At 62.1% G+C, this 10,329-nt stretch carries 12 protein-coding genes and 1 riboswitch; of the genes, 8 read left to right on the top strand and 4 right to left on the bottom strand.

Annotated features, from left to right (window positions below; genetic code table 11):
- Nucleotides 1-2: 2 nt before the first annotated feature.
- The 4 genes from NKH90_RS29370 to NKH90_RS29385 are packed head-to-tail and all read right to left on the bottom strand — an operon-like array spanning nucleotide 3 to nucleotide 4,009.
- Complete coding sequence (locus NKH90_RS29370; RefSeq protein WP_352542649.1) at nucleotides 3-1,211, bottom strand: agmatinase family protein; 1,209 nt, start codon at nucleotides 1,209-1,211, stop codon at nucleotides 3-5.
- Nucleotides 1,212-1,221: 10 nt separating this feature from the next.
- Nucleotides 1,222-2,031: an ATP-binding cassette domain-containing protein gene (locus tag NKH90_RS29375; protein WP_352685794.1), complete on the bottom strand. Its 810-nt coding sequence runs from the start codon at nucleotides 2,029-2,031 to the stop codon at nucleotides 1,222-1,224.
- Nucleotides 2,028-2,906, bottom strand: coding sequence for an ABC transporter permease (locus NKH90_RS29380; RefSeq protein ID WP_352822581.1), 879 nt, complete (start codon nucleotides 2,904-2,906; stop codon nucleotides 2,028-2,030). Before NKH90_RS29380 ends, NKH90_RS29375 begins: the two co-directional genes overlap by 4 nt.
- Nucleotides 2,907-2,944: 38 nt before the next feature.
- Nucleotides 2,945-4,009 carry a putative urea ABC transporter substrate-binding protein gene (locus NKH90_RS29385; protein WP_352822565.1) on the bottom strand — a complete coding sequence of 355 codons (1,065 nt, stop codon included), beginning with the start codon at nucleotides 4,007-4,009 and terminating at the stop codon, nucleotides 2,945-2,947.
- 101 nt (nucleotides 4,010-4,110) lie between these two features.
- Nucleotides 4,111-4,226, bottom strand: a riboswitch (guanidine-I (ykkC/yxkD leader).
- Nucleotides 4,227-4,607: 381 nt separating this feature from the next.
- Between NKH90_RS29385 and NKH90_RS29390 the strand changes: the two genes are divergently transcribed.
- From NKH90_RS29390 to NKH90_RS29425, 8 genes are all read left to right on the top strand, one after another.
- The gene (locus NKH90_RS29390; protein WP_352685791.1) at nucleotides 4,608-5,000 is read left to right on the top strand and encodes an NAD(P)-binding domain-containing protein; all 393 of its coding nucleotides are present in this window, start codon (nucleotides 4,608-4,610) and stop codon (nucleotides 4,998-5,000) included.
- Nucleotides 4,993-5,247 (top strand): NAD(P)-binding domain-containing protein, encoded by a 255-nt coding sequence (locus NKH90_RS29395; protein WP_352685789.1) that lies wholly within the window; start codon nucleotides 4,993-4,995, stop codon nucleotides 5,245-5,247. Before NKH90_RS29390 ends, NKH90_RS29395 begins: the two co-directional genes overlap by 8 nt.
- Nucleotides 5,244-6,743: an aldehyde dehydrogenase family protein gene (locus NKH90_RS29400; RefSeq protein ID WP_352822568.1), complete on the top strand. Its 1,500-nt coding sequence runs from the start codon at nucleotides 5,244-5,246 to the stop codon at nucleotides 6,741-6,743. Before NKH90_RS29395 ends, NKH90_RS29400 begins: the two co-directional genes overlap by 4 nt.
- Nucleotides 6,740-7,510: a type 1 glutamine amidotransferase domain-containing protein gene (locus NKH90_RS29405; protein WP_352822570.1), complete on the top strand. Its 771-nt coding sequence runs from the start codon at nucleotides 6,740-6,742 to the stop codon at nucleotides 7,508-7,510. The genes NKH90_RS29400 and NKH90_RS29405 overlap by 4 nt, the downstream gene beginning before the upstream one ends.
- A 146-nt stretch (nucleotides 7,511-7,656) precedes the next feature.
- A complete protein-coding gene (locus NKH90_RS29410) occupies nucleotides 7,657-8,001 on the top strand; it encodes a hypothetical protein (RefSeq protein WP_023679472.1) in 345 nt (114 codons plus the stop codon).
- A 75-nt stretch (nucleotides 8,002-8,076) separates the two neighbouring features.
- A complete protein-coding gene (locus NKH90_RS29415) occupies nucleotides 8,077-8,871 on the top strand; it encodes a helix-turn-helix domain-containing protein (protein ID WP_352501396.1) in 795 nt (264 codons plus the stop codon).
- 112 nt (nucleotides 8,872-8,983) lie between these two features.
- Nucleotides 8,984-9,142: a YdeI/OmpD-associated family protein gene (locus NKH90_RS29420; protein ID WP_352616453.1), complete on the top strand. Its 159-nt coding sequence runs from the start codon at nucleotides 8,984-8,986 to the stop codon at nucleotides 9,140-9,142.
- Nucleotides 9,143-9,301: 159 nt separating this feature from the next.
- Nucleotides 9,302-10,111, top strand: coding sequence for an MBL fold metallo-hydrolase (locus NKH90_RS29425; RefSeq protein WP_352822573.1), 810 nt, complete (start codon nucleotides 9,302-9,304; stop codon nucleotides 10,109-10,111).
- The last annotated feature ends 218 nt before the right edge of the window (nucleotides 10,112-10,329 follow it).

Below are 10,329 nucleotides of genomic sequence, written 5' to 3' on the forward strand. Positions count from 1 at the left end.
GGTCAAAAGCTCGTCGGCTTGTCGATGATGGATTTGTGTTTGCCGAGATTGCCGTGCGCGACCATCGAGCCGAGCGCCTCGACGACAACCCGCACGCCAAACAGCGCCGTGATGTCTGACGTGTCGTAGGGCGGCGACACCTCGACCACTTCCAGTCCGCAGATGCCGGGCGCCGACACTAGCCCGAGCAGCTTCAGTGCCTCGCGCGGCAGGAAGCCACCGGGCTCCGGCCAGCCCGTACCCGGCACGAAACCGCAATCGATGCTGTCGACATCGAAGGAGATGTATACGGCGTCGGTGTCCTTCCATGCGATCTCGAGCGCGATCTCGGCCGCCTTCTCCAGCCCCATCTGTTCGATATCGGAGATCGTCAGCACGTTGGTTCCGCGCTTTCTCGCCTCGGCCACGCCGTAGCGGGGCACCTGCCAGCCGCCGATACCGAGCTGCACCAGATTGGTGGCCGAGACGTTCGGCAGGTTGGTCGCCCAATACCAGGGCGTCGTGTGCATACGTTCGTCGAGATCCTTTTCCTGGATGTCGATGTGGCGGTCGAAATGGATGATGCCGATTCGCTTGGAGGTCACGTCGGCGATGCCGCGCACGCACGGAAACCCGATCGAATGGTCGCCGCCGAGCATGATCGGCAGCGCGCCGGACGAGGCGACATGGCTGACGCCCTTGGTGATCTGGTCGAAGCTCTTTTCGAGATTGGCGGGGATGGTGAAGACGTCGCCGGCGTCGCAAAGCGTCATCTGCTCGCGCAGGTCGACACCGAGCTCGTAATTGTAAGGCGTGTAGAGCGCCGAGATGCGGCGCATGCCTTGCGGCCCGAAGCGGGTTCCGGGCCGGTAAGTGGTGCCGCTGTCGAAAGGAATGCCCATGACGGCAGCGTCATATCTGCCGACATCGCGGACGTTCTCGACATAGGGCGCCTTGAGGAAGGTGTTGATGCCGGCGAAGTGCGGCAACTCGCCTCGCGCGAATGTCGGGATCGACTTGTCGATGATCGAATCCGATCCGGGCAGGCCCATGTCGAGTGCCCATTTCTGTTCCTTGCGCCAGCCGTCCTCGGGCAGCTTTCCTTCCGCCTCGATAGACTTCCAGCCCTGCATGTCGCGGATCTCGAAGTTCGGATGGTGGAAGCGTTGGCGTGGCTGGTGGTCGGTGAGCCCGGCGCGACGATGCCGGCGTTCTGGACTATCTCTGTGCATGAAACCTCCTTCACGACGCCGTCGTCGCGATTGCGCTATCCAGTCGGGTCGTCCCGACCATCGCGGCCACTTCGGCCACGTCTCGTGCGGAAGCCCGGTGCTTGCGGTCGAGCTTCAGATCGTAGGTGATCGTCGCGCCATAGGCGGACGGGAACTGGGGGTCATGGCGCACCTTGTCGAAGACCAGCACGCGGGTGCCGAGCTTGAATGCCTCGCCGATATCGTGGGTGACCATGACCACGGTCATGCCGTGCTCGGTCCAGAGCTCGGTGAGCAGCTCATGCATCTCGATGCGAATACCGGGATCGAGTGCGCCGAAGGGCTCGTCGAGAAGCAGGATCTGCGGCCGGCCGAGCAAGGTCTGCGCGATCGCCAGCCGCTGCTGCATGCCGCCAGAAAGCATGGCCGGATAGAGGTCGCGCGCATGGCCAAGCCCGACCCGTTCCAGCATGGTTTCGGCTTCTTGCCTGGCGCTTTTGCGCCTGGCGCCGAAGACGCGGCCGAACGGTCCGCCCGAACGGAAGTCCTCGACCAGCAGCAAGTTCTGCAGCGCGGTGAGATGCGGAAACACGGAATAGCGCTGGAAGACGATGCCGCGCTGCGGCGTCGGCTCCGGCACGATCGGCTGGTCGCCGACGACGACCAGGCCGCCACTTTGCTGTTCCTGGCCAAGCAGGATGCGCAGGAACGTCGATTTTCCACAACCGCTGGCGCCAACCAGCGACAGGAATTCACCCGCTTCGGCGAAGACATTGACCCGTTCCAGTACGCGGGCGTCGCCGTAGCTCTTCTCCAGCCCATGGACGAGGATCCGGCTCATCTGGTCCGCACCGGATGCGCCCAGGGCGAGATGATGTGAGAGAGCCGCACGAGTAGCCAGTCGGTCATCACCGCAAGCAGCGTGATCCAGGCGACGTAAGGCAGGATGACGTCCATCGACAGGTAGCGACGAACGAGGAAGATGCGGTAGCCGAGCCCCTCGGTGGAGGCGATGGCTTCTGCCGCGATCAGGAACAGCCAGGCCGGCCCAAGCGCCAGCCGTACGCAAGTGATGAGGCGCGGCATGACCTGTGGCAGCACCAGCCTGAGCACCATGGTCCAGCTGTTGCCGCCGAGCGTCTGTGCCTTGGCGACGAGCTCCGGCGGCAATTCCATCACCCGGTTGGCGATGTCGCGCACCATGACCGGTGCGACGCCGAGAGCGATCAAGGTGATCTTGGCCGTTTCGCCGAGGCCGAGCGCAATGAACAGGATCGGCAGCAGCGCCAGTGGCGGGATGACGCAGACAACTGTGACCAAGGGCAGCAGAAAGGCCCTGACGCGCGGGATGAAACCTATGGCGACGCCGAGGCTGAGCGCCACCAGCGTGGCCATGCCGACTCCGGCGAACAGCCTGATCAGGCTGGCATAGGTGTCGGCCCACAGGATCAGGTCGCCGGAGCGCTTGTCCGGCACTGTCGCTAGGTCTGAAAATGCCGACCACATCTGTGCAGGGGAGGGCAGCAGCTTGTCGCTGGGATTGACCGCCAGCCTTTGCGACGAAGCGAAGAGATAGGCGATTGCCACGGCGGCAAACGGCAGCGTCCCAAGCAGCAACGCTCCGCCGCGCGAGACCGTCACGTTGATGAGGCGAAGCCGCGCTTTCGGCCTGCTACGTTGCAGGCGCGCGACTTCGGGGCCTGCCGCGGCCTGCATGATGCCGGTTCCTCTGGCTAGCATGTCGCGCTCCCGCGTCAGAGCGTTCCGCCCGCCGCCTCTGCCATAAAGGCCGGATCGAAGCGCAGCTTGACGTTGTTGACATCGCCCAGCGTCGAGCCATCGGGAAAGCTCATGCCGATCACGTCGACGCTCGGCGCGTTGGTACCAAGAATGCCGTGGCTGAACAGGAAGTTGCGCACCAGATCCATGGTCTTCGGCAGTTCGGCGCCGTTGGTGAATGCGACCGCCTTGGCCGGCTCGAAGAACATCGCCGTTGATGCAAGCTGAGCGTCGAAACCGGCAAGATCCGTCCCCGACGCCTTGGCCATCTCTTGCTTGGCCGCCTTGCCTTCGGGCGTGCCCGACGTCATCAGCGCCATGGCTTCATACCATGCACCGACAAGCGCCTTGCCCAAGGCCGGATTGTCCTTCAGCGTCGCGGTGTTGACGACCATCATGTCGATGATCTCGCCGGGGATCTCAGTCGAATCGAATACCTTGTGGGCGCCCGGCATGGCAGCGATTGCCGAGACTAGCGGATTCCAGGTGACGACGGAGGTGACGTCGCTGGTGCCGTAGGCAGCGACCATGTCGGCATCGGAGGTGTTCACCACCGTAATGTCCTTTTCGGCCAACCCCACCGTCTCCAGTGCGCGCGCAAGTAGGTAATGTGAGACGGAAAGCTCGACGAGATTGACCTTCTGGCCGGCAATATCCTTGAGCGTGGTCTTGTTCTTGAGGATGACCGCGTCGTTGCCGTTGGAGAAATCGCCGACGATCAAGGCCGTCGTGTCGACACCGCCGCCGGCCGGGATCGAAAGCGCATCCATGTTGGTCATCGAACAGCCGTCAAAGCCGCCGGCCGTGTACTGATTGATGCTTTCGACATAGTCATTGATGCGGGTGATCTCGACATTGATGCCGTATTTATCGGCCCACTTCTTCATGATGCCGCTATCGGAAAGATAGCCCCACGGCATCCAGCCGACGTAGATCGACCAGCAAATCTTGAAGTCTTTCTTGGGCGCCGCTTGCGCGGCTGAGATGAAGGGGAGGCTGAGTGATGCGGCTAGGATGATTGTGGCCAGTTTGCGAAGCATTACATACCCCTGTTTGCGATCCGGATTGCGTCCGAACGTCTGTTGGGGGGTTCACGGAGCGCGCATCCGGGAGAGGTTCGCGCCAGCAAACCCGTGCAGGGTTCTCCCGGGATTTTGGCCCGCCGTGTTCCGCCAGATGCCTCAATGCATCTCAAGCGGTCGCGTCTCTTGGACCAGCACCGTGATCGACACGGCCGGAACCCTAGACGCTCTGCACGTGAATAACGAAGCAAGGGGCGTGCCAGTCCGGAAAGCCGTCCTGAGGCGGCCTTTCCCCGGATTTGCAGGCAATCGCGTTATGCTGATGCCACAAAAGTCATCGCAACGCCGACGGATTAGGCAAGGAAAATCTAGCGTCAACCAATATGAGCAGGCTTGTGCCCTGGGGACCTCCGCTGATCGCACCCTGCTCTATGGTCGCCGACACATACATGCCCAATAGGGACACGTTCGGGAAGGGCGTGAGCGCGCGGCGGATCCGGATGCCAATTGGCGCCGACCCATGTGACGAGTGCGCCCGATCGTGCAAGGGCAATTCGTGAAATAAGCGCGACTGCAATGATGCTAGGCAAGCCCGATCGCGTGTCGGGAGGCAGTTGTGAAAGTTGCGATCATCGGACCAGGCTCGCTCGGGAAGGCCTTGGCGAAATGTCTTGGCCTCGCCGGGTACGAAATTCGCCTCAGCTTCAGTCGTGACGAAGGCAAGTTGCGCGCAATCGCGGCAACCCTCCGTGTTGGCTTCGGTGCCCCTGACGAAGTAGCGAGATGGGCCGACGTAATTGCCCTGGCGACGCCATGGCCGGCTCTCGAGCTGGCGATGGACGCGCTTGGCGATTTGTCGGGCAAGATCGTCTGGGACAATACCAATGCAATCGCGCCTGACCTTTCCACGATGCTGCTAGGCACTACTACGTCTGTAGGCGAGGAGGTTCAGAGGCGCGCGGGGCGCCCTTGTCGTCAAGTGCATTCCGACCTTTGCCGAATTGCTTGACAGGGATGATCCGCGTCTCAACGGCGATCCGGTGACGAGCTATGTCGCCGGCAATGACGCAGATGCCAAGGCGGCGGTTTGCCGGCTTCTCGCCGATCTGCCGACAATGCCGGTCGATGTCGGCGATCTCACGGCCTCGCGCCTGATCGAGCCGATGATGCTGCTATTAGTCCAGCTCGCCTATCGGCGCGGGATGGGGCCGACAATTTCCTTCAATCTCATTCGACAGGACGGAACCGGTTCATGACTGATTATCTACCCGCGCGGCGCAAGGCGATTCCAGTAGGACGTCTGCTGATCGATGGCCAATGGCGCGATGCCGTCAGCGGCGAGACTTCGACGACTTTTGATCCGACCACGGAGGCGGCGATCACCGATATTGCGAAGGCGGACGTCACCGACACGAGCGATGCCGTCGCGGCCGCGCAACGGGCTTTCGAGCAAGGACCCTGGGCGCGGATGCATCATGAGGAGCGCACCAAGATCCTGTTTCGCATCGCCGATCTAATGGACGAGCGGGCCGAGGATTTCGCGGTGCGCGAGGCGATGGATATGGGTATGCCCTATCGCGATTTCCGCGATATCATCATGCCGCACTGCTCAGGACTGTTCCGCTTTCATGGCGGGCTCGCCATGAGCGCGATGGACGGCGCCTATCGTACCAGCTACGAACCAAATATCAGGATCCTGACGCGGCGCGAGCCGCTCGGCGTGGTCGCTGCGATCACCCCGTTCAATTTTCCCCTCGCGCTGTCCTGTTCGAAAATCGCGCCGGCACTCGCGGCGGGTAACACGGTCGTTCACAAGCCTGCGACCGACACGCCCCTGACGGCCCTCGCCTTGGCGCAAGTGATCCTCGACGCGGGCGTGCCGCCAGGCGTCTACAATCTCGTCACCGGCCCGGGCGCCACCATCGACGACGCGCTGGTCAACGATGCCCGCGTCGACAAGATCGCCTTTACCGGGTCGACCACCGTCGGCCAGGGCATCATGCGCAACGGTGCCGGGACGATGAAACACCTGACCATGGAGCTCGGCGGCAAGAGTCCCAATATCGTTTTCGCCGATGCTGATATCGATGTCGCGATACAGGCAGCCTTCTGGGGCATCTTCTGGAACAAGGGCGAAGTCTGCGTCGCCGGATCGCGCCTGCTGGTTGAACGCGCCTGCTATGACGAGGCCGTCGAGAAGCTGAGCGCCATGGCGAAGTCGGCGACACTCGGCGATCCGCTGGACCCTGCGACGATGATCGGGCCGATCGCATCGCGGGGCGAGTATGACAAGGTCTTGAGCTATGTCGAAGAGGGCAAGCGCACCGCGCGACTGGCCGCGGGCGGCGGCACCCGCCAGGTCAACGGCAAGGGCCTCTTCATCGAGCCGACCATCTTCGCCGATGCGACCAACGACCTAAGGATATCGCGCGAAGAGATTTTCGGTCCTGTCCTGCCGGTGATTCCATTCGACAGCGAGGAGGACGCGATCCGGATCGCCAACGATACGAGCTACGGGCTCGCCTCGGGCATCCAGACCAGCGATCTCGGCCGCGCCTTGCGGCTCGCCGACCGGATCAAGGCAGGCACGATCTGGCTGAACTGCTGGCACAAGTACCATCCTAATGCGCCGTTCGGAGGTTTCAAGATGAGCGGCTATGGCCGCGAGCAGGGCCGCGAGGCGTGGGAAAGCTACACCCAATACAAGACGATTTGGGCGAATCTTGGCGAACCAGTCGAGATGGCGCGATGAGCGTGCGCGATTCCAACCCACTCGACCCGCGGCATCCTAAACGCGTCGCGATGGTCCTTTCAAACCCGGCTGTGTCAACCACCACAGGCTGGCCGGTCGGGTTTTGGTGGAGCGAGTTGACCCATCCCTGGCTCGCCTTCACCGAGCGCGGATACGAAGTCGCGATCTTCTCGCCTGAGGGCAACAAATGCGAGGCGGATGCATTGAGCGACCCGCGCGATCCGTCCGGCTATTCGGATACGGATCTGATCTCGCTCGGTTTCCTGTCGACGCCGAAACTGGCGGTGCTGGTGGAGACGACCCGGCCCATCGCAGAGCTGTCGGTCGACGCGTTCGACGCGATCGTCGTCGCTGGCGGCCAAGCGCCGATGTTCACCTTCCAAGGTGCGACTGAGTTGCAGCGGCTGTTCGTCGCCTTTTTCGCGGCCGGCAAGGTCGCGGCTGCCTTGTGTCATGGCGTCGCGCTGCTGCGTTACGCGCGCCTCTCAACCGGCGAGCTGCTGGCCAAAGGGCGCACTGTTACGGGGTTCGCCAATGTCGAGGAGGACTTCGCCGACAATGCCGTCTGGGAGATGGGCGCGCTGCCGCACGGTACGCATCTGATGCCATGGCGGATCGAGGATGAGATGCGTGCGCTCGGCGCGAACTATATTCAGGCCGGGCTGTGGCGCGATTTTGCCGTGCGCGATGGCAATCTGATCACCGGCCAGCAGAACTTCTCCGGAGCGGCGACCGCCCGTCTTGTCATCGAGGCGCTCGGTGGCTGAGGACCAAAGACCGCTCCTGTCGGTGAAGTTCGGGAGACAAACTCGCCGTCAGGGCGGGCGATGCCAAACGACATCGGCCCAATAGGATCCGGGGTCCGTCCAAGAACTCCACCTCAAACAACCACTATCAGCAGCGAGGATGAACCATGGCCGTAGTGACGACACTTGATATTGCCGGCCTGACGGCCGAAGATTATAGCCGCATCCTCGATCGGATCGGCGTGGAGAAACGGCCCGCTGGCGGCATCTACCAGCACATCGCGCATGCCACAGACGATGGTTATCGCATCATCGAGATATGGGACGACAAGGCAGGCCTGGAGCTCTTCTTGCAGGACACATTGTTTCCCGCCGCACAGGAACTGCAAGTTCAGCGTGAAATGACCATTATGACCCAGACACTGCACAACATCTTTGTGCCCCGGATTGGTGAACTGACTGCCCTGGCAAATGATGCGCCTGGTGGACCAGTCAAACGGGCAAAAGTGTAGGCATCAAGGATCGAGGATGCGGCGATCGATCATCGAAGTCCTGGAGGAACTTGCGTCCGGACGCCCGGTACAACGATGGTGACCGCGGCAAGTGCAAAGAGGTTGTTCTTTCCTGCCGGCGACTATCGCCACGCGCCGGCCGGAGTCGTTCAGCTGCGAGTGATTCGCAGCGGTTCATCCTATGCAGAGATCGATCTTGGCCGCGGGCTGCGGCGCGTCTTCACCCGCCCCGGCGATCTGCTGCTCAGTCTTCCCGAGCGTGCCACGCGGTTCAAGATCGAGGAGCCGCGCGAGCTGACGATGATCACCGTTGACTCCGCGCTGGCGTCAAGGCTCCTGGTATCGGCAGGCGGGACCCCCGAGGACCTGGTCATCCTGACCGATCGACCGATACGCGATTCGCTGGTGGCCGAGTTGTGCCGACGCCTCGAAGGCGACCCGCCAGCCAACCCGATCGTCCGCGAATGGGCGCTGGGCCTGGTTTTCGCGAACCTGCTCCGTCTCGGGCATGCACGCCAGCGACAGCAGAAGTCTCCGGTCCTAACCTCGCAGCGGTTCGACCGGGTCCTCGCTGCGATTGACGGCGATCTGGAAAAGGGGGTGTCGATCGACCATCTTGCCGGAATCGCGGGAATACCACGACGCGCCTTCACCGCCGCCTTTCGCGAGGCGACGCAATTGCCGGTACATCAATTCATTTTACGCCGCCGCGTTGATCGCGCGGTCGAGCTTTTGGAAAATAGCGATCTGCCGCTGGCCGAGATTGCTCAGCACGCGGGTTTCACTCACCAGGCCCATATGAATCGCGTCGTGACCCGATTGAAAGGGCTGTCGCCAGGCCGGCTGCGGTCTCGCAGGCGCGACGGCTGACTTGTGATCTATTCCGGCATCAGGATTCGAATGGCGGAGACGTAAGTTGCTGAAACGTCCGTTGGCTAAGATGCCCGACAGTTTGCGTGCAGAGCTCGAGGCCGCAAATCTGATGACTGCTTTCGAGCAACGGCCTCCCTATCAGCGCAATGATTACTTGCATTGGATCGAGCGCGCCCGTCACCCGGAAACACGCCGAAAGCGCATAAATCAGATGATTGACGAGCTTACGAAGGGAGGAATCTACATGGGCATGAAAAAAAAGAGCTGAGATCGCCGCGAAGCTAGCAGATCCGTCAACGATCATCTTCCAATCCGTGCTTTCCGCATCGATCTTCATCGATTTCCCCACGTCTTTGCGCAGATTATGCAGGGAGCCAATAGTGACAATCGAACCTATCCTTCATTTTCGTTCGCGGCAGGTGGCCATATGATCGTGACATCGCAAACCGATAACGTGCTCGGCAGCACGTCGGGAAGGTGGCGCGTCTGGTCGCTCTCGGACGGTTACGTCGAGATGCCGGCGGACCTTTTGCGGGACCCGCAGGATAATCCGGTGCCGCAAGCTGCGTTGGCAGGGGCGCTTCGCCTGTCTGTCAATTGCTTCGCGCTGGTAGGTCCAGGCGTTGACGGCGTTCTAATCGACAGCGGAGGAGGGGGCTGGGCCCCGACAGTGGGGCGTCTTGAGCAGGCCATGGCGGAAGCCAAGATCGACCCGGCTTCGATCACGGTCTTGGCGCTCACCCACGCCCATCAGGATCATGTGCACGGACTTTTGACCCCCGACGGCCGAGTGCTCTTTCCAAACTTGAAGGCGATCGTAATTCCCGAGGCGGCTGTGCAGAGCTTTTTCGCTTACGCGCACCTTGCGCAGTTCCGGCCCCTGCTGAAGCCTGTCCAGAATGGCGACCAGGTGGGTGAGCGATTGAGGGCGGGCGCCTTGCCCGGTCATGCTGCCGGTCATACCGGCTACACGTTCGACACGGACGAGGATCGTTTCCTATTCTTCGGGGACATCGTTCATGTGCCGGCCTTGCAGTTCGGCAATCCCGCGTTCAGTTGGGGCTATGACGACGATCAGCTGACCGCGCGCGCAACCCGCCTAAAGGTTTTCAGTGACGCGGCCGAGGCGGGGACGTGGATCGCCGGCGCGCACCTTGGCTGGCCGGGTATCGGTCGCGTGGTGCGTAAGGGCGAAGCATACGGCTATGAGCCGGCAGGAGGACGAGTGACCGGATAGGCCGCCCCGTGCTGGTCGGTTTATACCGCTCTCTTCGCCCAAGGCAAGGATCTCGACGAGCAGCGCGCCGCACTCCGGCGTCCTCAACGGCGGCGGTACCATCGTCCGGCCCACCAAAATATCTGATTCTTGATCCACTGGCGGCCGATCTGCCTGAGGCTTACCGGATCGGCGTCTCGCCGCGAAACAGCGGCTGGTGCGCCCGCATCAAGGCGGCA

Source organism: Mesorhizobium sp. M0898 (assembly GCF_040319695.1).
Lineage (GTDB): Bacteria > Pseudomonadota > Alphaproteobacteria > Rhizobiales > Rhizobiaceae > Mesorhizobium.

What these genes read in the sequence shown, in the direction of transcription:
- NKH90_RS29370 (WP_352542649.1), bottom strand. Translation starts at nt 1,211, where the DNA reads ATGCACAGAGATAGTCCAGAACGCCGGCATCGTCGCGCCGGGCTCACC.
- NKH90_RS29375 (WP_352685794.1), bottom strand. Translation starts at nt 2,031, where the DNA reads ATGAGCCGGATCCTCGTCCATGGGCTGGAGAAGAGCTACGGCGACGCC.
- NKH90_RS29380 (WP_352822581.1), bottom strand. Translation starts at nt 2,906, where the DNA reads ATGCAGGCCGCGGCAGGCCCCGAAGTCGCGCGCCTGCAACGTAGCAGG.
- NKH90_RS29385 (WP_352822565.1), bottom strand. Translation starts at nt 4,009, where the DNA reads ATGCTTCGCAAACTGGCCACAATCATCCTAGCCGCATCACTCAGCCTC.
- NKH90_RS29400 (WP_352822568.1), top strand. Translation starts at nt 5,244, where the DNA reads ATGACTGATTATCTACCCGCGCGGCGCAAGGCGATTCCAGTAGGACGT.
- NKH90_RS29405 (WP_352822570.1), top strand. Translation starts at nt 6,740, where the DNA reads ATGAGCGTGCGCGATTCCAACCCACTCGACCCGCGGCATCCTAAACGC.
- NKH90_RS29410 (WP_023679472.1), top strand. Translation starts at nt 7,657, where the DNA reads ATGGCCGTAGTGACGACACTTGATATTGCCGGCCTGACGGCCGAAGAT.
- NKH90_RS29415 (WP_352501396.1), top strand. Translation starts at nt 8,077, where the DNA reads ATGGTGACCGCGGCAAGTGCAAAGAGGTTGTTCTTTCCTGCCGGCGAC.
- NKH90_RS29420 (WP_352616453.1), top strand. Translation starts at nt 8,984, where the DNA reads ATGACTGCTTTCGAGCAACGGCCTCCCTATCAGCGCAATGATTACTTG.
- NKH90_RS29425 (WP_352822573.1), top strand. Translation starts at nt 9,302, where the DNA reads ATGATCGTGACATCGCAAACCGATAACGTGCTCGGCAGCACGTCGGGA.